This is a genomic window from Cupriavidus sp. GW823-FHT07B10 (assembly GCF_058794355.1).
In genome coordinates, this window is the sequence record NZ_JBXAGS010000014.1 from 39,218 (window position 1) to 65,380 (window position 26,163).

A 26,163-nucleotide genomic window follows, 5' to 3' on the forward strand; every position below is an offset into this window, starting at 1 on the left:
CATGACCACAGCGGTATTCGTCGGCTTCATTGTCTTCTCGCTCTACCTCGCCATCCGCTCGAAGAAAGGCCACGGCGCGCAGAGCGTGCATGACTTCTTCGTGGCGTCGCGGCAGTTCGGCGCCTACCTGGTGTTCTTCCTCGCGGCGGGCGAGATCTACAGCATCGGCACGATGGTGGGCTTTCCCGGTGGCATCTACGCCAAGGGACCGACCTACGGGGTCTGGTTCCTCGGCTACATCCTGCTGGCGTATCCGCTCGGCTATTTCCTCGGGCCCAAGATCTGGCAGGCGGGCGCGCGCTATAACGCGATCACGCTGCCAGACCTGTTCAAGGGCCACTATGGCAGCCGTGCGCTGGAGCTGATCGTGGCGGGCTCGGCGATCCTGTTCCTGCTGCCCTGGGGCCAGCTGCAGTTCACCGGGCTGGTGGCGGCGCTCAAGGGGCTGGGCTGGGAGTTCGAGCCGGTGTACCTGGTGATGATCTCGGCGGCACTGGCCTTTACCTACATTGCCATCTCCGGCGTGCGCGCATCGGCCTATATCGCCATCCTCAAGGACATCCTGATGGTGGTGGCGATCGTCGTCACCGGCGTTGCGGTTGGCTGGAAGGCGGGCGTGGGCGAAGTGTTCCATGCCGCCAGCATGCAGGTCAGCAACCAGATGAATGACACCCAGCTGCGCTTCTCGATGAGCACCATGCTGTTCCAGGCGCTGGGCTTCTACGTGATGCCGTTCGCGGTGCAGAACTTCTTCACGGCCAAGAGCGCCAACACCATCCGGCGCACGCAGGTGGCGATGCCGCTGTACATGCTGATGTATCCGTTCCTGGTGCTGGCGTCGTACTACGCGATCAGCCAGAACCTGCAGCTCGCCTCCCCCAACGAGGCCTTCTTCGCGGCCGCGGTGCGGCTGTTGCCGGACTGGCTGCTCGGACTGGTGACCGCCGGCGCGGCGCTGTCGGGACTGCTGGTGCTGGCCGGCATCTGCCTGGCGATCGGCCCCATCGTCACGCGCAACCTGCTGCCGGGCATGCCCGAGGCGCGCCAGAAGCAGGGCGCCAAGGTGGTGATCGTGATCTACCTGGTGCTGTCGATCGCCATGACACTGGCCACGCCGAACCTGATGCTGACGCTGATCAATACCACCTACTACGGCGTGACGCAGTTCTTCCCTGGCGTGCTGGTGATCCTGTTCTCGCTGAAGGTGCGTCCGCTGGCGATTGCGCTCGGCATCGTCACCGGCCAGGCACTGGCGATCGCGCTGTATGTGCAGCAGGTCGACTTCGGCGGCATCAACCTCGGGCTGGTCAGCCTGGGCGTCAACCTGCTGGTGACCGCGCTGGTGAACTACACGCCCCGACTGGCCCGCGTGCAGGCGGCGTGAATGACCGGAATCATGCAATCCATGACACAAGACGACACGGCGCGCACGCAGGTATTCGTGGCGCGCAAGATCCTCACGATGGAAGCCGGCCAGCCCGAGGCGACACATGTCGCGGTGCGCGACGGCAGGATCCTTGCCGTGGGCGGCGCCGCCGAGATGGCCGGCTGGCCGGATGCGGTGCAGGTCGATACCTTCCGTGGCAAGGTGCTGATGCCCGGGCTGGTGGAAGGCCATTGCCACCTGATGGAAGGCGCGATGTGGGATGCGGTTTACGTCGGCTACTTCGACCGCCGCGATCCGGACGGCAAGCTGTGGCGCGGCCTGCGCACGCTGGAGCAGGTGATCGATCGCCTGGCGGGCGCGGCAAGCCAGATGCATGACCCGGACACACCGCTGCTGGCCTGGGGCTTCGACCCGATCTATTTCGGCGCCAGCCGGCTGTCGGTGCGCGAGCTGGATCGCGTCTCGGCCACGCGGCCCATCGTGGTGATGCATGCCAGCGTGCATCTGATGAACGTCAATTCCGCGATGCTGGCGCGGGCCGGCATCGACGAGGACACCGATATCGACGGCGTGCACAAGGACGCGCGGGGCTTGCCCACCGGCGAGCTGCAGGAATTCGCGGCGATGTTCCCGGTGCAGCGCGTGCTTGGCAGCGGCCTGTCGCTGGCGGCGGCCGAGAATGCCGACGCGGTGCGCCGCTTCGGCCGCGTGGCGCAACTGGCGGGCGTGACCACGGCGACGGATCTGGTCAACGACCTGTCGCCCAAGGGGCTGGAGACGCTGCAGGCGGTCACTGCCGACCCCGGCTTCCCGCTGCGCATCGTTCCGGCGTTCTCGCCGCAGCGCAATGCGCAGGGCGGCCCCGCCCGCGTGCAGGCCGCGGCGGCGGCCGGCACCGACAAGCTGCACTTCGGTCCGGTCAAGTTCATCGTCGACGGCTCGATCCAGGGCTTTACCGCGCGCTTGCGCGCGCCGGGGTATGCCGGGGGCCAGGCCAATGGCTTGTGGCTGATCCCGCCGGAGCAACTGCTCGACGCCTTCACGCCATTCCACCTGGCCGGCCTGCCGCTGCATATCCACACCAATGGCGACGAGGCGACGCAAGTGGTGCTGGACGTGCTGGAAGCCATGCTGTCGCGCCATCCGCGCGCGGACCATCGCCATACGCTGCAGCACTGCCAGCTGGCGGACGAGGCACAGCTGGCGCACGCGGCGCGGCTGGGCCTGTGCATCAACTTCTTCTCCAACCACCTGTACTACTGGGGCGATGCACATGCCGGCCAGACCGTGGGACCGGCGCGGGCCGCGCGCATGAACCCGGCGGGCACGGCGCGGCGGCTGGGGATTCCGTTCGCGATCCATTCCGATGCGCCGATCACACCGCTGAACCCGCTCTTTACGGCGTGGTGCGCGGTGCAGCGCCAGACCGCTTCCGGCCGCGTGCTGGGCGAAGCTGAGCGCCTGCCGGCCGCCGACGCGCTGTATGCCATCACCATGGGTGCGGCCTATACGCTGAAGCTCGATCACCGCATCGGCAGCATCGCGCCCGGCAAGCTGGCAGACTTTGCCGTGCTGGAAGATGACCCGACCGAGGTGGCTCCAGAGCGCCTGAAGGATGTGCGTGTCTGGGGCACGGTGCTGGGCGGGCGCGTGTTCGCGGCGCCGGCACGATGAACGCGCGGGCTCCGGTCCCGCTGGTGGTGGTCGGCGGGTACCTTGGCGCCGGCAAGACCACCTTGCTCAACCGCCTGCTGGCCAACGCGCAGGGGCGCCGCATCGCGGTGCTGGTCAACGATTTCGGCGAGATCAATATCGATGCCGCGCTGATCCGCACGCGCAGCGACGACGTGATCCAGCTGGAGAACGGCTGCATCTGCTGCTCGATTGGCGGCCGGCTGGCCGAGGCGCTGGTGGCCATCGCAGCGCGGGAGCAGCGGCCGGACTTGCTGGTGATCGAGGCCAGCGGCGTCTCGGACCCGCAGCGCATTGCTCAGGTCGGCTTGCTGGATCGGGCCTTTGTGCTCAATGCCGTGGCGGTGGCCGTGGACGTGACCGAGGTCGGCCACAACCTGCACGATCCGCTGGTGGGCGACATGGTGCGGCAACAGATCGCGGGGGCCTCGGTAGTGGTGCTGACCAAGGCAGATCTTGCCGATGCGGATGCGCTGGCAATGGCTGCCGCCACGGTCGACGCCATCGCGCCGCATGCCGCGGTGCTGACCGCATGCGAGGGCGAGGTGCCCTTGTCGGTCTTTGTCGACGCCGCCCCGCCGGAACCACATGCCGATGCCGTGCTGCAGGCGGGCGGGCACTGGCGGCGAGCCGTCGGCACCGTGCCCGCCGGCATCCGCAGCATTTCATACCAGACCGGCCGCGACTTCGACAAGGCGCTGCTGCGGCAGGCGCTGAAGGCGCTGCCGGTGCGGCTGCTGCGCGCGAAGGGCATGGTCAGGCTGGCAGCCGATCCGCGCCTGCACGAACTGCATGTGGTCGCGGGCCGCATGCGGCTGAGTCCGATGGCGCAAGGCGATGCGGCAGGGTCTGCAATGGTCCTGATCGGTGCCTTCGGTGCGGAGGAGGAGAGGCGTATCCGCGCCTGCCTCGATCTGGCGCTCGCCTGAGCGGGCGCGCGAACGGCGTCGCTGCGGCGCCGCTCAGGTGTGGAATTCTTCCGGTTCCGCATGCGCCGGCCTTCCTTCCCAGCCGCCACGCTCGAACTCCGCAATCACCTGCGCCCCAAACAGCAGCAAGGTCGCCGCGATCTCCAGGCTCAGCAGCACCACGATCGCCGTGGTCAGCGAACCATAGACCCGGCTCACTTGCGACAGCGTGGTGAAGTACCACGCCAGCACATGGCGGGAGATTTCCCACAGCACGGCCGCAACCAACGCGCCGCTGAGCGCATGCCGCAGCGACAGCCTGCCAACCGGCATCACCATGTAGATCGAGGTCAGCATCAGCACCTCGCCAATGAAGCCGAGCAGGTAGAGCAGGCCGGTCGAGAGCCGGTCCAGCGACCAGTCGCGGCCCAGCACTTCCACATGCCGTTCGCCGATGGCGAGCAGGCCGCCTGACACCACCGTGACCAGCAGCAGGCCCACGCTAAGTACCGCGATATAGCAGTAGGGCAGCAGCGCCGAGACCAGGAAATGCCGGCGCCGGATCGCCACGCGGTGCTCGAAGATGACCGACATGGCATTCTCCAGCACGGTGAAGGCGAGCGAACTGAAGAACAGCATGGTGACCAGCAGCACCCAGCCGATCGTGCCACGGTTGCGCAGGAAGGCGGCAAGCTCGGTGATCAGCGCCCTGGACTGCCCCGGCACCACCCACTCCAGGTAGCGCGCGAGCGTGGACAACAGCAGGTCTGGTTCGATCACGTGCGACAGGGCAATGATCATCAGGATCAGCAGCGGCACGATCGACAGCAGCGCGTAGTAGGCCACCGCGCCGGCCAGCAGCAGCCCCTGGTTGGCGCGGAACTGCCTGAGCGTGTGCCAGGCAAAGCGCCCCGGATGGCGGAGCAGGTCACGGACGCGGGCGTCGGGAAGCTGCATGGCAGACATCGGAGAGGAAGGGGTTTCGCCATTATGCGGCTTCGATGCCTGACATTCCACCGGGTTATGGCTCTATTCCGAATGCATCATTGTGGTCGGAATCCGCTTCCTCCAAGATGGCGCCCGCGGCCTGCACCATGCGGGCTTGCACCTCATGCATACAAGGCGGCGCACCGTGCGTGCAACCGCCTGGACAGGAATGGAGACAGCATGCAAGCGCAAACAGTGTCGCGCAGGACGGGATTCGGACGCAGTCGGGTGTGGCTGGCCGTGGCGCTGCTGGTGGCGCCGATGAGCGTTGCGCTGGCGCAGGGCACCGGCCAGCCTTTGGCCGTTGCCGAGGACGAGGTCATGCAGGGCTTTCCGCCGCCGCCCGACAAGCAGGTCAGCCGCGGCAGCGGGCTGCGTCCGCCGTATATGCGCTGGGCGTTCCGGCATGCGCGCGAGATGTCGCCGACGGCGGGCATCCGGCATGCCAGCCAGCCGCTGGCCCTGGCCGGCCAGCCCGGCACGGAACTGGACGGCACCACCTTTGCCGTGGCCGGCAAGACGGTCCGACTGGCCGACTACCTGCGCGACACCCATACCGACGGCTTTATCGTGCTGCACCAGGGCAAGGTCGTCTATGAGCGCTACCTCGCGGGCTTTGGTCCTTACCAGCCGCATATCTGGGCCTCGATGACCAAGTCCGTCACCGGGCTGCTGGCCGCCATGCTGGTCGAGGAGGGCAAGCTCGATCCGCAGGCCCGGCTGGCGCAGTATGTGCCGGAACTGGCCGGCAATCCGTTCGGCGAGGCCACGGTACAGCAGAACCTGGATATGGAGGTGCCGGTGGGCTACCCGGAGGGGCTGCCGCCGGACCTGGCGCTGTTCGGGGCGGTGGGGATCGTGCCGCGCAAGGCGGAGGCGCCGGACACCATCTATGACTTCCTCAAGGTCGTCCACGCCACCGGCGGGCGCGACGATGGCGGCGTCTGGTACTACCAGAACGGCTCGCCGGAAGCGGTAGCATGGGCGCTGCGACGCATCACCGGCAAGAGCTGGGCGCAACTGGTGACCGAGCGGCTGTGGGCCCGCTTTGCCGACGATGATGCCTACACCCAGGTGGACCGCCAGGGCACGGAAATGGCCAGCGGTGGCATGAATTCCACGCTGCGCGACGCCGCCCGCTTTGCCGAGGCCGTGCGCCGGGCGGCCGCGGGCGACGCCTCGGGCGGGATCTCGCCGGCGGCGGTGCGCATTGCGCTGCAGCCGGCCGGCAACCAGGCCCGATTTGCGCGCGGCAACACCATGCCGGGCCGCGACGGCTATGGCTACCGCAACTACTGGTTCCAGCGCAACGACGGCGACGGCAGCATCGAGGCCAGCGGGCGCTTCGGACAGAAGATCTATATCAATCCGGCCAGGGGGCTGACGGTGGTGAAGTTCTCCGCCAGCCCGGACGGCGCCGCGCGTGCGACCAGCGCAGCCGCGGTGCGCAAGCGCGACGATCCGGCCCGGGCGCTGGAATCCGCCGAGGCCATGGTGGCCGCTGCGCTCGCGATCCAGCGCGCGGTCAGCCGCTGAGCCACGCCGGCAGAGGCCGGCAGAGTCTCCCGATCTGGACTAGGCCGGCGTTTCCGCCGGCACCTGCGGTGCCCCCGCCGCCCGCCGCAGGCAATCCAGCATGGCCATGACCGCCGCGCGCGACTGCGCGTCGTCACGCCAGTACATCGACACCGAGCCGAACCCCGCCAGCCGCAGCGGCACGATGCGCAGCGCGCCCAGCTCTTCCAGCCTGCGCGCGGTGCGGTGCGAGGCCAGGCCGATCATGTCGCTGTTGTTGAGTAGCGTGAGATTCAGCACAGTGGAATTGCTCTCCACGCAATCGGCCGGCAGGGCACGCTCGGCGCTGGCCAGCGCGCCTTCCAGCGCGTTGCGGATGGGCGTGCCGCGCGGCCACACCACCCAGCGGTGGCGATACAGGTCGTCCCAGCCGATGCGCCCGCCTTGAAGCAGCGGGTGGCGTGGCCGGGCGACGAAGTGGATCGGCTCCATGTAGAGCGATTCGGTGCGCATGTGCGCGTCCTGCAGCTCGGGCGCCGAGCGGCCCACCACGATATCCAGCTCGCTGTGCGCCAGCTGGCTCATGAGCCGGTCCATGGTCGTTTCCACCAGCCGCACGCTGGCGCGGGGCATCTGCTGCAGCAATTGCAGCGCTGCCAGCGGCACGGTATCCGCCGACGACGCGCCCGACGTACCCACCACCACGATCCCGCTGCCGCCGTCGCGCATGGCCTGCAGGTCGTCGCGCGCGGTATCCAGCTGGGCCTCGATCCGGCGGGCGTGCTCGATCAGCGACTCGCCGTAGGGCGTGGGCCGCAGCCCGCGCGCCTGGCGCTCGAACAGGGGCAGCCCGATATCGTCCTCAAGGTCCTTCAGCCATTTGGAAAGTCCCGGCTGGGTCGTGTTCAGCATGGCCGCCGACTGGCTCATATTGCCGGTCTCGGCCAGGCTCAGCAGCATCTGCAGGTTGCGCAGCCGCAATCTCTGGGTCCAGTCCATGAAGCTACCTATATAAAAAAACGTATCGATAAGATGAAAAGTTCATTTCAAATCTTATAGGGCCGGGCGTATAACGACAACAAGACGGTGCGCATCGACACAGGCACCCGCAAAGAGCGCTCCCCAAAGCACCTGCAAAAGTCACGGAGACAGCATGTCCGAACACACCCCAGACCCGGCCCGCGTGGCCTATTACGAAGAAATCGGCCGCAGCCACATGACCCCGCTGTGGGAGTCGCTGCACGCGCTGGTGCCGCCGCAACCGCGGCCGCAGATCGTTCCCGCCATCTGGAAGTACGCCCAGATCCGCCCGCTGGTGATGCAGGCCGGCGGCGTCATCAGCGCCGAGGAAGCGGTGCGCCGCGTGCTGGTGCTGGAGAACCCGGGCATTCCCGGCAAGTCGAGCATCACCTCCACGCTGTACGCCGGCCTGCAGCTGATCCTGCCGGGCGAAATTGCGCCCAGCCACCGCCATACCCAGTCCGCGCTGCGCTTTATCGTGGAAGGCAAGGGCGCCTGGACCGCGGTCAACGGCGAGCGCACCACCATGCATCCCGGCGACTTCATCATCACGCCGTCGTGGACCTGGCATGACCATGGCAACCCCGCCGTCGAGGACGGCGGCGAGCCGGTGGTGTGGCTGGACGGGCTGGATATTCCGCTGGTGCAGCAGTTCGATGCCGGGTTTGCCGAGAACTACCCGCAAGCCCAGCAGCCCGTGACCCGCGTCGAGGGCGACAGCTTTGCCCGCTTCGGCCATAACATGGTGCCGGTGCGGCACCGCGTGACCGATCCCACTTCGCCGGTCTTCAGCTACCCGTACGAGCGCTCGCGCGAGGCGCTGGACCAGCTCTACCGCAACGGCGAGCTCGATGCCTGGGACGGCGTCAAGCTGCGCTATATCAACCCGGCCACCGGCGGCTGGCCGATGCCGACCATCGCCACCTTCATGCAGTACCTGCCGGCGGGCTTCCAGGGCAAGACCTACCGCAGCACCGACGCCACCGTCTACAGCGTGGTGGAAGGGCGCGGCACGGTGCGCATCGGCGACGACCAGTTCCAGTTCGAGCCGCGCGACACCTTCGTGGCCCCGTCGTGGGCGCCGGTGCAGCTGGGCGCGCTGGAAGACGCGGTGCTGTTCAGCTATTCCGACCGGCCCGTGCTGTCCGCGATGAACCTGCTGCGCGAAGCGCGCACCTGAGCGTCTCGCGACCCTGATCCGACCTGCCTCAGGCGGTGCCTGCGCGCACCGCCTGAGGCTCCCGCTTACCTGACGACTTCCGGAAACCTCGAACCATGTCCTACGTCTTCACGCCCCCCGCCACCGTTTCCATCCCCGTTGCCGGCAGCGACGACCAGTTCGCCGTGCGCCGCGTCTATTGCGTGGGCCGCAACTACGCCGCCCATGCGCGCGAGATGGGCTTCGATCCCGACCGCGAGCCGCCGTTCTTCTTCTGCAAGCCGGCGGACGCGATCGTCCCGGTGCAGGCAGGTACCACGCTGGACCTGCCGTATCCGGCGCAGACGCAGAACTACCACTACGAGGCCGAGCTGGTGGCCGTGATCGGCAAGGCTGGTTCGGATATCCCGGTCGAACAGGCACTCGAACACGTCTGGGGCTATGCCGTCGGCCTCGACATGACCCGCCGCGACCTGCAGATGAAGATGCGCGAAATGGGCCGCCCCTGGGAAATCGGCAAGGCCTTCGATGCCTCGGCGCCGGTCGCCCCGATCCACCGCGCCAGCGAGATCGGGCATCCGCAGCAGGCCGGCATCTGGCTGACCGTCAACGGTGACACGAAGCAGCGCAGCGACGTGTCGCACCTGATCTGGTCGGTAGCCGAGACGGTGGCCTACCTGTCGCAGTTCTTCCGCCTGGAACCGGGCGATGTGATCTTTACCGGCACACCGGAAGGCGTGGGCGCGGTCAAGGCCGGCGAGACCATGGTCACGGGCGTGGACGGCCTCGGCGAACTGGCCGTGCGCGTGGTCTGAACCTCTGAATCGCAGCACAGGCATTACCGATCATGCAGCTCTATAGTTTCTTCAACAGCTCCACGTCCTACCGGGTGCGCATCGCGCTGGCCCTCAAGGGCCTGCCGTACGACTACCTGCCGGTCAATATCCGCACCGGCCAGCACCGCGAGCCGGAATATGTCGGAAGCATCAACCCGTCCGCGACCGTGCCCGCGCTGGTGGATGGCAGTTTTGCGCTCGGACAGTCGTTCGCGATCATCGACTACCTGGACGCGCTCCAGCCGGTGCCGCGCCTGCTGCCGCAAGACCCGGTGCAGCGCGCGCGGGTGCTGGAACTGGCCACGCTGATCGGCTGCGACATCCACCCGGTCAACAACCTGCGCGTGCTGCGCTACCTGCAGGACGTGCTGAAGGTCACGCCCGAGCAGAAGGATGCCTGGTACCGCCACTGGATCGATGAAGGCATGGCCGGCGTGGAGCGCCTGCTGGCGCAGCACGGGCATGGCAGGTGGTGCTTCGGCGATGCGCCGACGCTCGCTGACGTCACGCTGGTGCCGCAAGTTGCCAACGCCCTGCGCATGGGCTGCGACCTGAGCCGGTACCAGCGCGCGATGGCGGTCTACGCACACGCCAGCGTCCATCCCGCCTTTGCCCAGGCCGCGCCAGCGCACCAGCCCGACTACACCGCCTGACGCCACCACGCAGGCCAGGAGACAAGCATGAGCAGTACCAACAACGCGACCGGCAAGGTCCTCATCATCGGCGGCGGCATCGGCGGCCTCGCCGCTGCGCTGGCGCTCGCACGCCAGGGCATCCGCATCGAACTGCTGGAACAGGCCGAGCAGATCGGCGAGATCGGCGCGGGCATCCAGCTGGCCGCCAACGCCTTTGCCGCACTGGATGCGCTGGGCGTAGGCGAAGCTGCGCGCAGCCGGGCTGTCTTTACCGACTACCTCAGCCTGCGCGATGCGATCGATACCAGCGTGATCGCCGAGGTTGACGTTGGGCAGGCGTATCGTGAACGCTTCGGCAACCCCTATGCGGTGATCCATCGCGCTGATATCCACGTGTCGATCCTGGAGGCGGTGCAGGACCATCCGCTGATCACTTTTCGCACGAGCACGCGCGTGGAGCGGTTACTGCAGGACGACAAGGGTGTGACCGTGATCGACCAGCACGGCGAGCATCACCATGGCGACGCGGTGATCGGCTGCGACGGCGTCAAGTCCGCCATCCGCCAGGCATTGATCGGCGATGAGCCCCGCGTCACCGGCCATGTGGTCTACCGCGCCGTGGTCGACGTCGCCGACATGCCGCAGGACCTGCAGGTCAATGCACCGGTGGTGTGGGCCGGCCCGCACTGCCACCTGGTCCACTACCCGCTGCGCGGCGGCCAGCAGTACAACCTGGTGGTGACCTTCCACAGCCGCGAGCAGGAAACCTGGGGCGTGCGCGACGGCAGCAAGGCGGAAGTGCTGTCGTACTTCGAAGGCATCCATCCGCTGCCACACCAGATGCTGGACCGGCCCACTTCCTGGAAGCGCTGGGCCACCGCCGACCGCGACCCGGTCGAGCGCTGGAGCTTCGGCCGCGCCACCATCCTGGGCGATGCCGCACACCCGATGACCCAATACGTGGCCCAGGGCGCCTGCCAGGCGCTGGAAGACGCAGTCACGCTGGGCGCCGCGGTGCAGGCCGCCGGCGGCGACTACGAGGCAGCATTCAAGCTGTACGAGCAGGCCCGCATCCCGCGTACCGCGCGCGTGCTGTACGCCGCGCGCGACATGGGCCGCGTCTACCACGCCAAGGGTGTGGACCGCCTGGTGCGCAACAGCCTGTGGACTGGCCGCACGCAGGCGCAGTTCTACGACGCGCTGCAGTGGCTGCATGGCTGGCGTGCCGACCAGTGCCTGAGCCCCACGCCGTGGCTGTAAGCCGCTGGCGCAACTTTTCTTCGCAGTCAATCCGAAACGATCTGGCGGCCGAGCATAAGGCAGCCGGACGTGACTCGCCCCTAATCCTGGCATCAAGGAGGAGACCACCATGCCTGCCAGCCAACCCCTGAACGTCACCGCGTTCATCGACCGCCAGCCGCTGTCGGCGTTCCAGGTGAGCATCGTCGTGCTGTGCTTCCTGATCGTTGCGGTCGATGGCTTCGATACCGCGGCGATCGGCTTCATCGCACCAGCCATCCGCGCGGAATGGCAGCTGACGCCGGCCCAGCTGGCGCCGCTGTTCGGCGCCGGACTCGGCGGCCTGATGGTCGGCGCCTTCGTCTTCGGCCCGCTGGCCGACCGCTTCGGCCGCAAGGGCGTGCTGGTGCTGTCGGTGCTGTTCTTCGGTGCCGCCAGCCTGGCCTCGGCCTGGTCGCAGGACCTGTGGATGCTGGTGCTGCTGCGCTTCCTGACCGGCCTGGGCCTGGGCGGAGCCATGCCCAACGCCATCACGCTGACCTCGGAGTTCTGTCCGGAAAAGCGGCGCTCGTTCCTGGTCACGACCATGTTTTGCGGCTTCACGCTGGGCTCGGCTTTCGGCGGCCTGGCTTCCGCCGGGCTGATCGATGCCTTTGGCTGGCGCTCGGTGCTGGTGGCCGGCGGGGTCATGCCGCTGGTGCTGGCGGCGCTGCTGCTGTGGCTGCTGCCGGAATCGGTGCGCTACCTCGTGCTGGCCGGCAAGCAGCGCGAACGCATCGTCGCCACGCTGCAGAAGATCGCGCCGCAAGCCGACCTGCGCGACGCCACCTTCGTGGTCGGCGAACAGCGCAGCACCAGCTCGCCCGTGCGGCACCTGTTCCGGCCCGAGCTGCTGCGGGGCACGCTGCTGTTCTGGCTGACGTTCTTCATGAGCCTGCTGGTGATCTACCTGCTGTCCAGCTGGCTGCCGACGCTGCTGCGCACCGCGGGCCATTCGCTGCGCACGGCCGCGCTGGTGACAACCATGTTCCAGGTCGGCGGGACGGTGGGGGCGATTGCGCTGGGTTGGCTGATGGACCGGATCAATCCGCACTATGTGCTGGCGTCCAGCTACTCACTGGCGGCGCTTGGCATCGCGGCGGTGGGCAGCGTTGCTTCCGAGCCGGTGGCTGCGGGCATGGCGGTGTTCCTTGCGGGCTTCTGCGTCTCAGGGTCGCAGGTGGGTGCGAATGCGCTGTCAGCCAGCTTCTATCCGACCGACTGCCGTGCCACAGGCGTGAGCTGGGCCAACGGCGTTGGCCGGATGGGGTCGGTGGTGGGGTCGGTCGGCGGGGCGACGATGCTGTCGATGGGGTTGGGGATGCCGGCGTTGTTTGCACTGATCGGCGTGCCGGCACTGGTCGCAGGGTTGTCGATGTTCTCGTTGGGGATGGTCAGGCGTCAGAGGGCGGTGGAGCGCCTGGCAGTCTGAAGGCGGGCGGCCGCGGGAGCCATTGACTGAGGGGGAGGCGCATGGTCGGTCGTCGGGAACACGCTGACCGAGGTCTTCTGCAACACCGTGTGATGCGCGGCCGGCTGCCTGCGCCATCAGCCGAACACCGCCTCCCAGTCGACATCCCCCTTGTCGCGCGGCCCGAGGTTCAGTTCGCGTTCCACGTGATCCAGGTGCGCAAGCATCCGCGCGCAGGCGGTAGCGGCATCGCCAGCCTCGATCGCATCGACGATGCCGGAGTGCTCGTCATCCGGGCAAGCCGGTGCGTTCGGTGCGTTGTAGAGCGCGATGATCAGGCAGGTGAGCGGGCAAAGCTCCCCCATCAGCTTGATGAAAAAACTGTTGCCGCCCAGCTCTGCCAGCAGCATGTGGAATTCGCCCGTGAGCTTGATCAGGGTGCGATGATCGTTATCCGCGCGGGCGCGGGCCTCCTTGGCCAGGTGTTGGCGCAGGCGGCGTAGCCCGGCCTTGCCAGCGCGCGCGACCACATTGCAGACAATGTCACGTTCGACCACGCGGCGCGCCGCGAACAAGTCTTGTGCTTCCTGTACCGACGGACTGGTGACATAGGCACCGCGGTTCGGATGCAGCTGCACCAGTCCTTCCTTGGCCAGGACCGTCAAGGCCTGCCGTATCTTCGTGCGGCTGACGCGAAAAGCCAGTGCGAGCCGTTCCTCGGCCAGCTTCATGCCAGGCGCAACGCGGTGCTCCATGATGGCCTGGCTGATGCGTTCCGCAATGGAAGGCGCCTCTGCTTTTGCGGCCATGCTTTGCTGGGTCGTCAACGTTATCTGCTCGATAGGTGGAGAAGTGGCGCCTTTTTGCCCGCATCCGGGATGCTGGTGAAGGCAATCCGGATGCCAGGCAACGGCTGGAAATATTGTATACAGGTTAAAACGGGCCGCCCACAAGAGCCAGCACAAGAAAACAAGGGATTTCCCTCTTCGTGTTTCGGCCGTTGGGCGAGATATTCTTAATGGCTTCCATCATGGTTGTACACAATTTTGTGCACTAAAGTCGGGCGAAGGGCGGGGCGGAGCGAGTGCATGTGGCACGGCGGCGGTGCGGGCTGACCGCATGCCCATGTCCGGCGTGGGCCAGGCCCGTGACCGGGCAGTGGCCCGGAACTTGCGTCCGCGTGCGGCAACGCAAGCAAGGGGACTCACATGGCAGGCACCACGACCAGGACAAGGGAGGCCAGGAAGGAAGCCGCAACACGGGCGGTGGCGCCTGCCGCCAGCGCCGACCCTCCGTCACGGGAAGGGCGGGAATGCCGGGACGGCGACAGCACGGTGCAGTCCCTGACGCGCGCGCTCCAGTTGATCGAGCTGTTGTCCGATGACGACGAGGGCTACCGGCTGGTGGATCTGGCGGCACGCAGCGGCCTGTCTACGTCGACTGTCCATCGCCTGCTGACCACTCTGGAGCAGCGCCAGTTTGTCCAGTTCGATCGCGAGCGCAGCCTGTGGTACGTGGGCGTGCGTTGCTTCTCGGTGGGTGCCGCTTTCGCCCGCCGGCGCCGTATCAGCGAACTTGCCCTGCCGGTGATGCAACGGTTGAGCGCGTTGTCCGGGGAGACCGTCAACCTGGGCGTGGCCAGCGACGGGCAGATTGTTTTCGCCTGCCAGGCAGAGGGCCCCCACGGCAGCCGCGCGCTGGCCAGGCCGGGCCAGCGTGCGCCGCTGCATGGCACGGCCATGGGCCAGGCGGTGCTGGCCGCCAAGAGCGAGCCCGACGTGCTGCAATACCTGCGCACCTTTGGCCTGCCGCGCCTGACCAACAACACCATTGCACGCCCCTCGCGCCTGCATGAGACCCTGGCCGAAGTGCGCCGGCGCGGCTATGCGGTGGACGACGAGCAGAATGCGGTCGGCCTGTGCTGCATTGCCGCCGCGATTTGTGACGAGCACGGCCGGCCCTTCGCCGCGGTCTCGCTGGCCGGTTCCAGCCAGCGCATCGTGCGTGCCCGTTTCGATGAGCTTGGCGCCTGGGTGCGTTGGGCTGCCACAGAGATCAGCGCAGCCTACGGCGGGCGCTGCACCCGCGTGCCCTGCCCGATGCCAGTGCCCGCAGCGTCCTTGCCTTTCCACGCGGGCGCGCCGGAAAGCTGTTGATTCCTAAGGGTTTATTCAAGAAGTTCCGGCGTGCGGGAAAGCCGCCGCGCGGGTCTGGCCATGCGCTTCAATGGAAGCAATGTCACGACCGGCCCCCGCACCATGAAGACCCTGCTTGCCGATACCCCCTGGAGCCGACGGCTTGCCGCCGGCATTGACCGTATAGCCATCCTGTGCGGATGGTGGCTGATCGTGCTGTCGGTGGCGACCTGCGTCGAAATGCTCGGGCGCAAGCTGGGTGGCTTCAGCTTGCAGGGTATCGATGAAATCGGCGGCTATACCTACGCCATCCTTGGCGCGTGCGGCTTTGCCTACACCCTGGTCGGGCGCGGCCATACCCGGGTGGACTTCCTGCTGACGCGCTTTCCGGTCAAGGTGCGGGCCGTGCTCAACCTGCTGGCGATGCTGAGCCTGGCTGCGGTGGCCGGACTCTGTCTCTGGCGCGCCGGCCATGTGCTGGTGGACACCATCGACCTGCACAGCACCGCGTCCACGCCGCTTGCCACGCCCCTGTGGATGCCCCAGACCCTGTGGCTGGCCGGCTATGCCCTGTTCGCACTGGTGGCGGCCTGCGCCGCCTGGCACGCCCTGCAGCTGCTGGTGCGGCGCGACTGGGCCCGCCTGAACAGCCAGTTCGGGCCGCAGACCCTGGCCGAGGAGATCGAGGCGGAGGCGGACATCCGCGTCGCCGCCGCGCCCGCTGAGGGCAATGGCGCAGGCCAGGGCAGCGCTGAAGGCAAGAGCGAAGGAGCGGCAGCATGATCGGTCCCATTGAAATCCTGCTCGGGCTGTGCCTGATGCTGGGGCTGATGTTCCTTGGCTTCCATGTGGCCACCAGCATGCTGGTGGTGGGCGTGGCCGGGGCGCTGGCCTATTTCGGCATGCCAGCGATCGACGCATTGGGCGAACAGTTGTGGGCAGCCGGCGAGGACTACCTGCTGCTGTCGATCCCGCTCTATATCCTGCTGGGCGAGATCCTGATGCGCGGCGGCGCGACGGACAAGATGTACCAGTCGCTCGGCGACTGGCTGAACCGCCTGCCGGGCGGCCTGCTACATACCAATATCGGTGCCTCGGCCTTGTTCTCGGCGGTGTCAGGGTCATCGGTGGCCACCGCGGCGACGATTTCCACGGTCGCGCTGCCTTCCTTCCGCAATCGCGGCTATGACCAGCGCATGGTGCTGGGCTCGATCGCGGCCGGCGCCAGCCTGGGCAACCTGATCCCGCCCGGCGTGGCCTTCATCATCTACGGCTCGATGACCAATACTTCGGCGGCGCGGCTGTATGTGGCGGGCGTGCTCCCCGGGGCCATCATGACCGTGCTGTTCCTGGCCACGATCCTGCTGATCTGCCTGTGGAAGCCCGCCGCGGGCGGCCCGCGCGAGGCCCGTGTGCCGCTGCTCGCCAGGCTGAGCAACTCGCGGCACCTGGCGGGACCGCTGCTGGTGTTCACGGTGGTGATGGGCAGCATCTACACCGGCTGGGCCACGGTCACCGAGAGCGCCGCGCTCGGCGTGCTGGTGTGCCTGCCGGTGGCGGCCGCCTACGGCAAGCTCAGCGTCGCCATGCTGCACGACTGCTTCCGCTCCACGCTGCGCCTGACCGCGATGACCGCGCTGATCCTGGTGGCCGCGCTCTACCTGAACTTCGTGCTCTCCATGCTGGGGGTGCCGCAGGCGCTGGCCGGCCTGATGAAGCAGGTGGACGTGTCGCCGGCAGTGTTGCTGTGGCTGCTGGCAGCCCTCTACCTGGTGCTGGGCATCGCGCTGGAGACCATGCCGATGCTGGTCGGCACGGTCCCGGTGGTCTTCCCGATCGTGCAGGCGGCCGGCATCGATCCCGTGTTCTTCGGCGTGTTCATGGTGCTGATGTGCGAGATCTCGCTGATCAGCCCGCCGATCGGCATGACGCTCTACGTGATCCAGGGCGTGCGCGGCGAAGGATCGATCAATGAAGTCTTCCAGGGCACGCTGCCGTTCTTTGCCGCCATGGTGGTAATGACCGCCGTGCTGATCCATTTCCCGGCGATTGCCACCTATCTGCCCAACCTGATGTTCGGGCATTGACCTCCAAGGAAGCTCCCATGAACGCCAAACGAATCGCCGGCGCGCTGATCGCGGCCGCCCATGTCGCCTGCGTTGCCGCCGTGCTGCTGCCGGGCACTGCCCAGGCACAGCCTGCTCAACCAGCCCAGCAAACGAAGCTGCGGGTAGCCGGCAACCTCGTCGCGACCGGCCTGATCCAGCAGAACAAGGAGCAGCCCTTTTTCGAGAACTTCGCCAGGAACACCGGCCTGCCGATCGATGCCGACTACAAGCCGATGGATGTGCTCGGCATCAAGGATTCAGACGGCCTGCGCGTGCTTCGCTCCGGGCTGTTCGACATCGTCAGCCTGCGCCTGGCCCAGGTCTCGCGCGACGAGCCATTCTTCCTCGGGCCGGACATCGTTGGCCTGAGCACCGACTACGGCTCGGCCAGCAAGGCCGTGGATGCCTACCGCAATGCCTTCGACAAGCGCCTGCAGGAACGCTACGGCGCCAAGCTGCTCGGGATCTGGCCGTTCGGGCCGCAGGTGGTGTTCTGCAAGTCGCCGATTGGCGGACTGGCCGACCTGAAGGGCAAGAAGGTGCGCGTCTATGACCAGTCCCTGGCCAAGTTCATCGAGAAGCTCGGCGGCATTCCGGTGACGATCCCCTTCGGCGAGACCCAGCAGGCGCTCGAGCGCGGCGTCACCGATTGCGCGATCACCGGCCCGAGCTCGGCGAACACGGCGGGATGGCCCGAGGTCACCTCATACTTCATGCCAGTTGGCTTCCAGATCGCGCTGAATGCGTACGCCATCAAGCTCAGCCGCTGGAACGCGCTGCCGCCCGACCAGCAAACGCGCCTGGCCGAGGCCTTCCAGCGTTTCGAGCGCGATACCTGGTCCTACTCGCGCGAGTTGTTCGAGGATGCCTCGCGCTGCAACGTCGGCAAAGAGCCGTGCAAGACCGGCAAGAAGTTCGCCATGAAGGAGGTGCCCGTGCGTCCGGCCGACCTGCAGCTGGTGCGCGACGCGCTGACCACGGTCTCGCTGCCGACCTGGACCGAGGTCTGCGACAAGTCTTACCCGCAATGCTCGGCCATCTGGAAGCAGACCATCGGGCCGCTGGTCGGGCTCAAGTGATCACTGAGGACGGCGGAGACGACGATGGATGATCTTTGGAAACTGCCGGCACATGCGCTCACCGACGGCTACGCCACCGGCCGCTTCACGCCGCAACAGGCGCTGGCGTCCTGCCTGGCGCGCACGGCGCACTGCAATCCGGCGCTGAACGCCGTGATCGCATTCGATACTGAAGGCGCCATGGCGGCGGCACAGGAGAGCACCGCGCGCTGGCGCCGTGGCGAGCCGCTGGGTGCGCTCGATGGCGTGCCGGTCACCGTCAAGGACAACCTGCACGTGCGCGGCCTGCCCACGCATTGGGGCAGCCGCGCGCTGGCGGGCTTTGTCCCGAACCGCGACGAACTACCGGTGGCGCGCCTGCGCGCGGCCGGGGCGCTGATCTTCGGCAAGACCAATGTGCCGGAGTTCGCCATGCAGGGCTATACCGACAACCTCGTCTTCGGCACAACCGGCAATCCCTGGCAGCCGGCCCTGACGCCGGGCGGGTCTTCCGGCGGCGCGGTGGCGGCGGTGGCATCGGGCTGCTGCCCGCTGGCGCTGGGCACCGACGGCGGCGGCTCGATCCGGCGCCCGGCCTCGCATACCGGGCTGGTGGGCTTCAAGCCGTCGCCCGGCCGGCTGCCGCGCGGCGATGGGCTGCCAGAGATCTTCATGCGCCATGAAGTGGTCGGCCCGCTGGCCCGCTGCGTGGCCGATGCGATGGCCATGGCCGAGGCGCTGGGCCAGCCCGACCCGCGCGATCCCGATTCCCGGCGCTTTGCCGGCGTGCCGCTGCAGATGCCGCCGCGGCCATGCCGGGTCTTGCACGTGCCCCGGTTCGGCGATCATCCGGTGGATGCGCGCATCGCTGCCTTGACCGGGCAGGCAGCGCAAGCGCTGCGTGAACTTGGCCACACGGTGGATACCGCGCAGGCGTTCGATCTGGCTGAAGCGACCAATGCCAAATGGTCGCTGTTGTCGCAGGCCGGCCTGGCCTGGCTGGTGGAGCAGGGCGGCGCGCAACTGCCGTTCTGCCCGCCGCTCGATGCGGGCACGTTCGGTGCTGCCACGCAGGCCAATGCATCGGCTGGCGCAGGCCTGCGTGCCGTGCAGCTGTTTGATCTGCTGATGGCCGTGGAGCGTCTGCGCAGCGAGCTTTCCTTGCTGTTCGCACGCTACGACCTGCTGCTGACGCCCGCCGCAGCGGCATTGCCATGGCCGGCCGCACAGTCGCACCCGCCTGTGATCGAAGGCCGCGAGGCCGGGCCGCGTGGCCATGCGGTGTTCACCGCATTCGCCAATGCTGCCGGCCTGCCCGCGATCTCGTTGCCATGCGGCGAGGCAGAGGGCTTGCCGGTTGGCCTCCAGCTGGTGGCGGCGCCGGCCGAGGATGCGTTGCTGCTGGCAATCGCGCGCCAGTTCGAGCAGGCCTTCCCGAGGGCGCCGGGATTCCCGCTCGACGGGCAGGGCCGATGAAGACCCTGGTTGCGCCAGGTACGCCGGCGGCGCTCGCGCAGATGCTCTGCGTCGCGCGTACGCGCGGCGAGCGCGTCGATCCGGCACTGTTGCACCCGCTTGCGCATGGCGGCAGCTACGCCGTGCAGGATGCCACGCTTGCCATGATCGGCCCGATTGGCGGCTGGAAGGTTGGTGCGAGGGGGCCGGGCCAGGAACCCGCCTGTGCGCCGCTGCCGGCGGCCGGCCTGCTGCCGGATGGCGTGGGCCTGCGGGGGCCGGCCTGGCGCCTGCGCGGCATCGAGGTGGAGGTTGCCTTTGTGCTCGGCGCCAGCCTGCCGCCGCGCGGCCGGCCTTATGAGCGCCGGGATATCGAGGCCGCGCTTGCGCTGGTGGTGCCTGCCATTGAAGTCGTGGAAAGCCGCCTGGAGGACTGGCTCGGGGCCGGCAGCGATGCGCAGCTGGCCGACCTGCTCAGCCATGGCGCACTGGTGACGGGGCGCCCCACGCCGTTCGCGCGCGAGTGGCTGCACCTGGGCGCGCTGGAGGCCACGCTGCGCTTCGGCCGGCGCACCGTGGCGCATACCGTCGGCGGGCACCAGAGCCCTGATGTCGGCGCGCTGCTGGTCTGGCTGGCCAACCACTGCGCCGCGCGCGGGGCGGGGCTGAAAGCCGGGCAAGTGGTGACCACCGGCACCTGCACCGGGCTGCTCTTTGCCTCTGCCGGAACCCGCGTCAGCGCCGGGATCGAAGGGCTGGGGACGCTTGCGGCGTGGTTCTGAGGGCGGGGGCTTACGGAACCCAGCCAGGCAGCTCCGATGCCTGCCGGACCCAGCTTGCCACCAGCGCCTCGTCAAGCTCGGCGTCTTCGTGGATGTGGAAGTAGCGCGTGTTCTTGTCCTTGGATTCGACAGGGGGAACAGGGCGCAGCGACATGCCACGGAAGAAGGCCACCTTGATGTACTTCGTCATGCAATGGAAGCTGAGGAACCAGCCCTGGCCCTCGATGCCATAGAACGGCGAGTTCCACTTCACTGCCTTGCGGACGTTGGGAACGTTGCGCTCGATGAGCGCGTCGAGACGGCGCCCGGCGTCCTGTTTCCAGCCCGGCATGGCGGCGATGTAGGCCTGCACGGGGGCATCTCCGTCGGCCTTCGCGATCTGGGGGTTGCCGCCTGCGAGCAGGGGCGGGCTGGCAGCGGCCCGCCTGGCCGGAGTCTTCGTTGCGGCGTGCGCCGGCTTCCTGGATGGTTGGTTCGCCATTGCCTTCACTCCATCGAATACACGCTGACCACCTGACAGACAGGCCAAGTCGCCCAGGGCAGACATAGCCGCTGACGACAGTGCTTGAAGCACGACAATCGGGCTATGCTAACCTGCTGAAGCGGATCGGGCAACGAACGAGGGATCGACCGGAACGCTCTCTGTCATGGCCGGACGCGAGCTGCCTCATGCGCGGGAAAAATTCGAGGAATAGGCATCCATGAATCCATCGGAACGTATCGACGAGCTGATCGCAGGACTCACTGACTGGCGTGGCAAGACGCTGGCGAAGCTCCGCAAGACCATCCTCGAGGCCGACGGCGAGATCATCGAGGAATGGAAATGGATGGGGAGCCCGGTGTGGTCACGCGACGGCATGATCGCGGTCGCCAACGCGCACAAGGAGAAGGTGAAGATCACCTTCTCCAACGGGGCGAGCCTGCCGGATCCCGACAAGCTCTTCAACGCCGGCCTCGGCGGCAACAAGTGGCGTGCGATCGATCTCTTCGAGGGCGACAAGATTGATGCGCGTGCCATGAAGAATCTCATCCGTGCCGCGATTGCGTTCAATCAGGGCAAGTCGAAGAGGAAGGCACCGTCCGCGGCTACCCGGGCGAAAGCACAAGAGAGCAAAGAGTAAAGGGACACGAAGCATCCTGGCGTGCGGGCGCGCGCCTGAGCATCGCAAAGAACGTCCCGTCCGGCATGCTCCACGCATATGGAATGCCGGTTTTCTTCGTTGGTTTTCGCGTGCTGCGCGCGTAGGTTCGTGGGTTTCAATCTCCCCGCGAATGCCATGACCGCTTCCCGACGACAGTTCCTGCGCCAGGGCGCCGCCGCCACGGCCGCGCTCGCCTCCGGCCCCATCCTTTCCTTCACCACGTTCGCCACCGGCAATGCACAAGCGCAGGGGCGCCCGGTCCTGAAAGCCGGCGACCAGAAGGGCGGCCTGCGCGCGCTGCTCGAATCCGCCAACGCGCTCGACGGCCTGAACTACGACATTCAATGGACCGAGTTCCCTGCCGCGGCACCGCTTGCCGAGGCGCTGAACGCGGGCGCGGTCGACAGCGGCCCGATCGGCGATGCCCCGGCGATCTTCGCGCTGGCGGCCGGCACGCGGATCAAGCTGATCGGCGCCAACCGCTCTGATCCCTACGGCACGGCAATCCTGGTGCGGCCCGACTCGCCGCTGCGGCAGGCGGCCGACCTGAAAGGCAAGAGCATTGGCACCAACCGTGGCTCGATCGGCCACCTGGTGACGCTCAAGGCGCTGGAATCCGCGGGGCTGAAGCCGGAGGACGCCAACCTCCGCTTCCTGCCGCCGGCGGATGCCAAGCTCGCATTGAGCAGCGGCTCGGTGGACGCGTGGGCGACGTGGGAACCCTATACCGCGATGGCGGAAACCAGCGGCCACGCGCGCGTGCTGGTCAGCGGACGCGGGCTGTGGTCCGGCCTCAGCTACCTGGCAGCCACCGATGCCGCGCTGGCGGCCAAGCGCGCGGTGCTGCAAGACTTCCTGCGCCGGGTGGTGCGTGCGCAGCAATGGTCCTACCAGCACGTGCCGGAGTTCTCGGCGGCCCTCGCCCGCATCATCGGGATCCCGCCGCAGGCGGCACGGCTGCAGTTCGAGCGGCGGCACACGCAATGGCGGCAGATCGATGCCGAACTGATCGCCGAGCAGCAGCGCACGGCGGATTTCTACCAGAAAGCTGGGTTGCTCAAGCAGCGGCTCGATGTGCGGCAGACCTTCGACTCCGGGTTCTCCCTTACCGCCTGACTGCCGCGGGCGGCGCCAGGGCCGTGCACTGAGTCCATCGACGGCCTCGGCAAGCGCCTCCGGCACGACCATGGCCTCGCCGGAGGCCGCTAAGGATTTCCATGATTGACGCCGACCCGCGCCAGCCCATTTCACGGCCTGGCGCGGCCTGCGCCGGCGCGGACCGTTCTGGTCCCAGCGAATCCGGGCAACTGGTCCTATAGGCCCGGAATGGCCCTCACCTATAAAGCCGTGACCCCCAAACATATTTCCCGTTCCGAGGAGCAAAACGATGCGGTGGATCAAGCAGATAGCGACGTATTTCGCCCTGGTGGCCGCGCTGGCGCCAGCCGCACACGCCCAGAGCAAGAATGTAGTAATTGCTTACCAGGACATGGTGGTGCCCTGGCGCTACGCGCAGGACATGAAGGAGCTGGAAAAGCAGACCGGCTACACGGTCTCGTTCCGGCAGTTCGGCGGCGGCGGGGACGTGATCCGCGCCATGGCTTCGGGCCAGATCGCCATTGGCGAGGCCGGCACCTCGCCGATTGCGTCGGCGCTGTCGCAAGGGCTGGATGTCGAACTGTTCTGGATCCTGGACGATATCAACGCGGCCGAGGCGATGGTCGCGCGCAATGGCAGCAAGATTGCCAGCGTCGCCGACCTGAAGGGCAAGCGCGTCGGCGTGCCCTTCGTGTCGACCACGCACTACCACACGCTGGTCGCGCTGGAGCGCGCCAGGATCAATCCGAAGGACGTCCGCATCGTCAACATGCGCCCGCCCGAAGTAGCCGCCGCCTGGGAGCGTGGCGACATCGACGCCACCTTTATCTGGGACCCGGTGCTGGCCAAGCTCAAGCAGTCCGGCACCGTGCTGATGACCTCCGGCCAGATCGCCGCCGACACCGGCAAGGCCACCTTCGACGGCATGATCGCCAACAAGAAGTTTGCCCGTGAGAACCCGGAGTTCATGGTCAAGCTGGTGCGCGTGCTGGCCGCCGCCGATGAAAACTACCGCAAGAACAAGGCGTCCTGGACCCCCGATTCGCCCATGGTGAAGGCGGTGGCCAAGGTGTCTGGCGCCAAGCCCGAGACGGTACCCGCGAGCATGGCGCTGTACGCCTTCCCCACGCTGCAGGAGCAGGTGTCGGAGCGCTGGCTGGGCGGCGGCGCGGCGCGCGCGCTGCAGTCCGCGGCGCAGTTCCTCAAGGAGCAGGGCACCATCCAGACCGTCCTGCCGGACTATGGCCCGGGCGTCAATGCGGAATGGGCAAAGCGGGCGTTGCGCTGACGCCGCGCCCATCGCGCTGAAGATGGCCGCCGCGCTCAAGCCAGTCCCGCGCGGCCCCGAAAGTCCTGTTGCGGAAACCCATCATGTACAAGCTTGAAATCGATAATCTCAGTGTCAACTACGGCGTCGCGGGCGGCGCCAAAACGCTGGCCCTGTCGCAAGTCAACCTCACCATGGAGCGCGGCGATTTCGTCGTGGCGCTCGGTGCCTCGGGCTGCGGCAAGACCACCTTGCTGTCGTGCATCGCAGGCTTCATGGAACCCTCGGAAGGCGAGATCCGGCTGTCCGGCAAGGTGGTGCGCGGGCCGGGTGCCGAACGCGGCGTGGTGTTCCAGAAGCACGCCCTGATGCCGTGGCTCAGCGTGGCGGACAACGTCGCGCTGGGGTTGCGCCTGCGTGGGGTGTCGCGTGCCGAACGGATGCGGGTCGCGCATGAGAAGCTGGCCGCGGTCGGGCTGGAAGATGTCGCCGGCAAGCCGGTCTATCAGCTCTCGGGCGGCATGCAGCAGCGCGTCGGGATTGCCCGCGCGCTCGCCTGTGATCCGGCGGTGATGCTGATGGACGAGCCGCTGGGCGCGCTCGACGCGCTGACGCGCGAATCGATCCAGGCGCTGATTCTCAAGCTCTGGGCCAAGGAACAGAAGATCGTCTTCTTTATCACGCACAGCGTGGAAGAGGCGCTGTTCCTGGCCACGCGGCTGATTGTCATGACGCCGTCGCCTGGCCGCATCGCGCACACCTATGAACTGCCGTTCGCGCGGCGCTTCATCGAATGCGGGGACGCCCGTGCAGTCAAGGCCGACCCGGAGTTCATCCGCTATCGCGAAGAGATCATTGATCTGATCCATGCCACCGCTTGAGGAACACGAGATGCCCGCTTCCGTCCAACGCATCGAACCCACGCCGCGCGTCACCAAAGCCGCCGCGGCCGGGGCCAGCCAGCAAATGAAGACCGTCTCGGGCTACCGCCTGCCCGGCGAGGGGTCAAGCTCACGCATCTCCACCATCACCGTGGTGCTGCTGCTCGCACTGTGGTGGCTCGCCAGCCACCTGCGCTGGCTGCCGCCGCTGTTCCTGCCCACGCCTGAGTCCATCGTCACCGCCTTTATCGATGCCTGGCAGGGCAACCTGCAAGGCGGCCAGCCGCTGACCGAGCATTTCGCGGCCAGCATGATGCGCGTGTTCGGTGCCTTCGGGCTGGCGGTGGTCACGGCGGTGCCGGTCGGCGTGATGATGGGGGTGTCGCGCATCGCACGCGGCGTGTTCGATCCGCCGATCGAGTTCTACCGCCCCTTGCCGCCGCTGGCGTACCTGCCGCTGATCGTGATCTGGTTCGGCATCGACGAGACCTCGAAGGTGCTGCTGATCTTCCTGGCCTGCTTCGCGCCGCTGGCAATGTCGGCCCAGGCCGGCGTGCGCTCGGTCACCATCGAGCAGATCAACGCGGCGTACTCGATGGGCGCCACGCCGTGGCAGGTGGTCCGCCATGTGGTGATCCCCGCCGCGCTGCCCGATATCCTGACCGGGATGCGCATCGCCATCGGCTTCGGCTGGACCACCCTGGTTGCCGCTGAAATGGTGGCCGCCACCGCCGGCCTTGGCCAGATGGTGCTCAATGCCTCCAACTTCCTGCGTACCGACGTGGTGATCATGGGCATCGTGCTGATCGGGCTGATCGCCTACGTGTTCGACCTGCTGATGCGCAAGCTGGCGAAGGTCCTGGTGCCCTGGAAGGGACGGATGTGAGGTGATGGCGTAGCTCCGGGATCATCATCCCGGGGCACCCTCCCCAAGGACCACGATGACCCGTTCAGACTTGGTCAGAGAAGGCAGTGGAAGATAGCGCAGGCGGTATCTTCCGCTGCGGACTCCAAGGTGCGTCGCCACCCGTTGAAGCGGGGGCGACGCATCTCGATCCCGTTACAGCGCGGCCACCTGGACGCCGTTGCCGAAGTTCTGCATGGTGGGGATCTTCAGGCTGAGGTGCGAGCTGGCGTCGATGGTGTTCACGGTCGGCCCGACCTGCAAGCCGATGGTCGGGCTGGCAAAGCCACCGCCGCCGACGACGTTCTGGGCGTTGCCGCCGACAACAGAGAAGGCGCTGCCGCCGCGCACAGCGGACATGGTCTTGCCGTCCAGTTCCTGGTCGAGCGGCAGATCCTTGATCATGAGGGTCGATTGCATGGTAAGTCTCCTTGGGGGGCGGTTGAAGGGGAGTTCCGCCTCGGCGGGCCTCCCGCATGCAGCGTTGTTACAGCGTGGCCACCTG

At 67.4% G+C, this 26,163-nt stretch carries 25 protein-coding genes; 20 read left to right on the plus strand and 5 right to left on the minus strand.

The window, feature by feature from the left end:
- The first annotated feature begins 1 nt into the window (after position 1).
- The 3 genes from AC1Q6V_RS24760 to AC1Q6V_RS24770 are packed head-to-tail and all read left to right on the plus strand — an operon-like array spanning position 2 to position 4,008.
- On the plus strand, positions 2–1,384 hold the full coding sequence (locus tag AC1Q6V_RS24760) for a sodium:solute symporter family protein (RefSeq protein WP_011616852.1): 1,383 nt from the start codon (positions 2–4) through the stop codon (positions 1,382–1,384).
- Between the two features lie 12 nt (positions 1,385–1,396).
- Entirely contained in the window at positions 1,397–3,061 is a 1,665-nt protein-coding gene (locus AC1Q6V_RS24765; protein WP_371852247.1) for an amidohydrolase, read from the plus strand.
- Positions 3,058–4,008: a CobW family GTP-binding protein gene (locus AC1Q6V_RS24770; protein WP_010813398.1), complete on the plus strand. Its 951-nt coding sequence runs from the start codon at positions 3,058–3,060 to the stop codon at positions 4,006–4,008. The genes AC1Q6V_RS24765 and AC1Q6V_RS24770 overlap by 4 nt, the downstream gene beginning before the upstream one ends.
- A gap of 33 nt (positions 4,009–4,041) precedes the next feature.
- Here the strand turns inward: AC1Q6V_RS24770 and AC1Q6V_RS24775 are convergent, their stop codons facing one another.
- The gene (locus tag AC1Q6V_RS24775; RefSeq protein WP_011616855.1) at positions 4,042–4,953 is read right to left on the minus strand and encodes a YihY/virulence factor BrkB family protein; all 912 of its coding nucleotides are present in this window, start codon (positions 4,951–4,953) and stop codon (positions 4,042–4,044) included.
- A 201-nt stretch (positions 4,954–5,154) separates the two neighbouring features.
- On the opposite strand from AC1Q6V_RS24775, the gene AC1Q6V_RS24780 reads away from it, so the two are divergent.
- Positions 5,155–6,510, plus strand: a complete 1,356-nt coding sequence (locus AC1Q6V_RS24780) for a serine hydrolase domain-containing protein (RefSeq protein ID WP_011616856.1) — start codon at positions 5,155–5,157, stop codon at positions 6,508–6,510.
- 39 nt (positions 6,511–6,549) lie between these two features.
- On the opposite strand, the gene AC1Q6V_RS24785 is transcribed toward AC1Q6V_RS24780, so the two are convergent.
- On the minus strand, positions 6,550–7,488 hold the full coding sequence (locus AC1Q6V_RS24785) for a LysR family transcriptional regulator (protein WP_011616857.1): 939 nt from the start codon (positions 7,486–7,488) through the stop codon (positions 6,550–6,552).
- A 154-nt stretch (positions 7,489–7,642) separates the two neighbouring features.
- Between AC1Q6V_RS24785 and gtdA the strand changes: the two genes are divergently transcribed.
- The 5 genes from gtdA (at position 7,643) to AC1Q6V_RS24810 (ending at position 12,849) form a co-directional block, all read left to right on the plus strand.
- On the plus strand, positions 7,643–8,689 hold the full coding sequence (gene gtdA / locus AC1Q6V_RS24790; RefSeq protein ID WP_010813402.1) for a gentisate 1,2-dioxygenase: 1,047 nt from the start codon (positions 7,643–7,645) through the stop codon (positions 8,687–8,689).
- Positions 8,690–8,784: 95 nt separating this feature from the next.
- Positions 8,785–9,483 (plus strand): fumarylacetoacetate hydrolase family protein, encoded by a 699-nt coding sequence (locus AC1Q6V_RS24795; protein ID WP_010813403.1) that lies wholly within the window; start codon positions 8,785–8,787, stop codon positions 9,481–9,483.
- 32 nt (positions 9,484–9,515) lie between these two features.
- Positions 9,516–10,157, plus strand: a complete 642-nt coding sequence (gene maiA / locus AC1Q6V_RS24800) for a maleylacetoacetate isomerase (protein ID WP_011616858.1) — start codon at positions 9,516–9,518, stop codon at positions 10,155–10,157.
- Between the two features lie 27 nt (positions 10,158–10,184).
- Positions 10,185–11,399, plus strand: a complete 1,215-nt coding sequence (locus AC1Q6V_RS24805) for a 3-hydroxybenzoate 6-monooxygenase (RefSeq protein WP_011616859.1) — start codon at positions 10,185–10,187, stop codon at positions 11,397–11,399.
- Between the two features lie 109 nt (positions 11,400–11,508).
- Positions 11,509–12,849, plus strand: a complete 1,341-nt coding sequence (locus AC1Q6V_RS24810; protein WP_454749191.1) for an MFS transporter — start codon at positions 11,509–11,511, stop codon at positions 12,847–12,849.
- Between the two features lie 116 nt (positions 12,850–12,965).
- Here AC1Q6V_RS24810 and AC1Q6V_RS24815 read toward each other — a convergent pair whose 3' ends face one another.
- Positions 12,966–13,655, minus strand: a complete 690-nt coding sequence (locus AC1Q6V_RS24815; protein ID WP_041688034.1) for a GntR family transcriptional regulator — start codon at positions 13,653–13,655, stop codon at positions 12,966–12,968.
- A gap of 381 nt (positions 13,656–14,036) precedes the next feature.
- Between AC1Q6V_RS24815 and AC1Q6V_RS24820 the strand changes: the two genes are divergently transcribed.
- The 6 genes from AC1Q6V_RS24820 (at position 14,037) to AC1Q6V_RS24845 (ending at position 20,366) form a co-directional block, all read left to right on the plus strand.
- The gene (locus tag AC1Q6V_RS24820) at positions 14,037–14,984 is read left to right on the plus strand and encodes an IclR family transcriptional regulator (protein ID WP_081225766.1); all 948 of its coding nucleotides are present in this window, start codon (positions 14,037–14,039) and stop codon (positions 14,982–14,984) included.
- A gap of 102 nt (positions 14,985–15,086) precedes the next feature.
- Positions 15,087–15,746 carry a TRAP transporter small permease subunit gene (locus AC1Q6V_RS24825; RefSeq protein WP_231881493.1) on the plus strand — a complete coding sequence of 220 codons (660 nt, stop codon included), beginning with the start codon at positions 15,087–15,089 and terminating at the stop codon, positions 15,744–15,746.
- Positions 15,743–17,050, plus strand: coding sequence for a TRAP transporter large permease (locus tag AC1Q6V_RS24830; protein WP_011616863.1), 1,308 nt, complete (start codon positions 15,743–15,745; stop codon positions 17,048–17,050). Before AC1Q6V_RS24825 ends, AC1Q6V_RS24830 begins: the two co-directional genes overlap by 4 nt.
- 17 nt (positions 17,051–17,067) lie before the next feature.
- On the plus strand, positions 17,068–18,150 hold the full coding sequence (locus tag AC1Q6V_RS24835) for a TRAP transporter substrate-binding protein (RefSeq protein ID WP_010813411.1): 1,083 nt from the start codon (positions 17,068–17,070) through the stop codon (positions 18,148–18,150).
- A 24-nt stretch (positions 18,151–18,174) separates the two neighbouring features.
- Positions 18,175–19,605, plus strand: a complete 1,431-nt coding sequence (locus AC1Q6V_RS24840; RefSeq protein WP_454749190.1) for an amidase — start codon at positions 18,175–18,177, stop codon at positions 19,603–19,605.
- Positions 19,602–20,366 carry a fumarylacetoacetate hydrolase family protein gene (locus AC1Q6V_RS24845; RefSeq protein ID WP_010813413.1) on the plus strand — a complete coding sequence of 255 codons (765 nt, stop codon included), beginning with the start codon at positions 19,602–19,604 and terminating at the stop codon, positions 20,364–20,366. Before AC1Q6V_RS24840 ends, AC1Q6V_RS24845 begins: the two co-directional genes overlap by 4 nt.
- 10 nt (positions 20,367–20,376) lie before the next feature.
- On the opposite strand, the gene AC1Q6V_RS24850 is transcribed toward AC1Q6V_RS24845, so the two are convergent.
- Positions 20,377–20,847 (minus strand): DUF1801 domain-containing protein, encoded by a 471-nt coding sequence (locus AC1Q6V_RS24850; RefSeq protein WP_010813414.1) that lies wholly within the window; start codon positions 20,845–20,847, stop codon positions 20,377–20,379.
- 220 nt (positions 20,848–21,067) lie between these two features.
- Between AC1Q6V_RS24850 and AC1Q6V_RS24855 the strand changes: the two genes are divergently transcribed.
- From AC1Q6V_RS24855 to AC1Q6V_RS24875, 5 genes are all read left to right on the plus strand, one after another.
- The gene (locus tag AC1Q6V_RS24855) at positions 21,068–21,487 is read left to right on the plus strand and encodes a DUF1801 domain-containing protein (protein WP_454749189.1); all 420 of its coding nucleotides are present in this window, start codon (positions 21,068–21,070) and stop codon (positions 21,485–21,487) included.
- 156 nt (positions 21,488–21,643) lie between these two features.
- A complete protein-coding gene (locus AC1Q6V_RS24860) occupies positions 21,644–22,624 on the plus strand; it encodes an ABC transporter substrate-binding protein (protein ID WP_010813416.1) in 981 nt (326 codons plus the stop codon).
- 271 nt (positions 22,625–22,895) lie between these two features.
- Positions 22,896–23,894 (plus strand): taurine ABC transporter substrate-binding protein, encoded by a 999-nt coding sequence (tauA, locus tag AC1Q6V_RS24865; RefSeq protein WP_010813417.1) that lies wholly within the window; start codon positions 22,896–22,898, stop codon positions 23,892–23,894.
- Between the two features lie 83 nt (positions 23,895–23,977).
- Positions 23,978–24,754, plus strand: coding sequence for a taurine ABC transporter ATP-binding protein (locus tag AC1Q6V_RS24870; protein ID WP_010813418.1), 777 nt, complete (start codon positions 23,978–23,980; stop codon positions 24,752–24,754).
- 10 nt (positions 24,755–24,764) lie between these two features.
- Positions 24,765–25,640, plus strand: coding sequence for an ABC transporter permease subunit (locus AC1Q6V_RS24875; RefSeq protein WP_010813419.1), 876 nt, complete (start codon positions 24,765–24,767; stop codon positions 25,638–25,640).
- Between the two features lie 174 nt (positions 25,641–25,814).
- Here the strand turns inward: AC1Q6V_RS24875 and AC1Q6V_RS24880 are convergent, their stop codons facing one another.
- Positions 25,815–26,078: a hypothetical protein gene (locus tag AC1Q6V_RS24880; protein ID WP_439672565.1), complete on the minus strand. Its 264-nt coding sequence runs from the start codon at positions 26,076–26,078 to the stop codon at positions 25,815–25,817.
- Positions 26,079–26,163: the final 85 nt, after the last annotated feature.

Excerpts from the sequence above, each read along its gene's own strand:
- AC1Q6V_RS24760 (WP_011616852.1), top strand. The coding sequence starts at position 2 with ATGACCACAGCGGTATTCGTCGGCTTCATTGTCTTCTCGCTCTACCTC.
- AC1Q6V_RS24765 (WP_371852247.1), top strand. The coding sequence starts at position 1,397 with ATGCAATCCATGACACAAGACGACACGGCGCGCACGCAGGTATTCGTG.
- AC1Q6V_RS24770 (WP_010813398.1), top strand. The coding sequence starts at position 3,058 with ATGAACGCGCGGGCTCCGGTCCCGCTGGTGGTGGTCGGCGGGTACCTT.
- AC1Q6V_RS24775 (WP_011616855.1), bottom strand. The coding sequence starts at position 4,953 with ATGTCTGCCATGCAGCTTCCCGACGCCCGCGTCCGTGACCTGCTCCGC.
- AC1Q6V_RS24780 (WP_011616856.1), top strand. The coding sequence starts at position 5,155 with ATGCAAGCGCAAACAGTGTCGCGCAGGACGGGATTCGGACGCAGTCGG.
- AC1Q6V_RS24785 (WP_011616857.1), bottom strand. The coding sequence starts at position 7,488 with ATGGACTGGACCCAGAGATTGCGGCTGCGCAACCTGCAGATGCTGCTG.
- gtdA (WP_010813402.1), top strand. The coding sequence starts at position 7,643 with ATGTCCGAACACACCCCAGACCCGGCCCGCGTGGCCTATTACGAAGAA.
- AC1Q6V_RS24795 (WP_010813403.1), top strand. The coding sequence starts at position 8,785 with ATGTCCTACGTCTTCACGCCCCCCGCCACCGTTTCCATCCCCGTTGCC.
- maiA (WP_011616858.1), top strand. The coding sequence starts at position 9,516 with ATGCAGCTCTATAGTTTCTTCAACAGCTCCACGTCCTACCGGGTGCGC.
- AC1Q6V_RS24805 (WP_011616859.1), top strand. The coding sequence starts at position 10,185 with ATGAGCAGTACCAACAACGCGACCGGCAAGGTCCTCATCATCGGCGGC.
- AC1Q6V_RS24810 (WP_454749191.1), top strand. The coding sequence starts at position 11,509 with ATGCCTGCCAGCCAACCCCTGAACGTCACCGCGTTCATCGACCGCCAG.
- AC1Q6V_RS24820 (WP_081225766.1), top strand. The coding sequence starts at position 14,037 with ATGGCAGGCACCACGACCAGGACAAGGGAGGCCAGGAAGGAAGCCGCA.
- AC1Q6V_RS24825 (WP_231881493.1), top strand. The coding sequence starts at position 15,087 with ATGAAGACCCTGCTTGCCGATACCCCCTGGAGCCGACGGCTTGCCGCC.
- AC1Q6V_RS24830 (WP_011616863.1), top strand. The coding sequence starts at position 15,743 with ATGATCGGTCCCATTGAAATCCTGCTCGGGCTGTGCCTGATGCTGGGG.
- AC1Q6V_RS24835 (WP_010813411.1), top strand. The coding sequence starts at position 17,068 with ATGAACGCCAAACGAATCGCCGGCGCGCTGATCGCGGCCGCCCATGTC.
- AC1Q6V_RS24840 (WP_454749190.1), top strand. The coding sequence starts at position 18,175 with ATGGATGATCTTTGGAAACTGCCGGCACATGCGCTCACCGACGGCTAC.
- AC1Q6V_RS24845 (WP_010813413.1), top strand. The coding sequence starts at position 19,602 with ATGAAGACCCTGGTTGCGCCAGGTACGCCGGCGGCGCTCGCGCAGATG.
- AC1Q6V_RS24850 (WP_010813414.1), bottom strand. The coding sequence starts at position 20,847 with ATGGCGAACCAACCATCCAGGAAGCCGGCGCACGCCGCAACGAAGACT.
- AC1Q6V_RS24855 (WP_454749189.1), top strand. The coding sequence starts at position 21,068 with ATGAATCCATCGGAACGTATCGACGAGCTGATCGCAGGACTCACTGAC.
- AC1Q6V_RS24860 (WP_010813416.1), top strand. The coding sequence starts at position 21,644 with ATGACCGCTTCCCGACGACAGTTCCTGCGCCAGGGCGCCGCCGCCACG.
- tauA (WP_010813417.1), top strand. The coding sequence starts at position 22,896 with ATGCGGTGGATCAAGCAGATAGCGACGTATTTCGCCCTGGTGGCCGCG.
- AC1Q6V_RS24870 (WP_010813418.1), top strand. The coding sequence starts at position 23,978 with ATGTACAAGCTTGAAATCGATAATCTCAGTGTCAACTACGGCGTCGCG.
- AC1Q6V_RS24875 (WP_010813419.1), top strand. The coding sequence starts at position 24,765 with ATGCCCGCTTCCGTCCAACGCATCGAACCCACGCCGCGCGTCACCAAA.
- AC1Q6V_RS24880 (WP_439672565.1), bottom strand. The coding sequence starts at position 26,078 with ATGCAATCGACCCTCATGATCAAGGATCTGCCGCTCGACCAGGAACTG.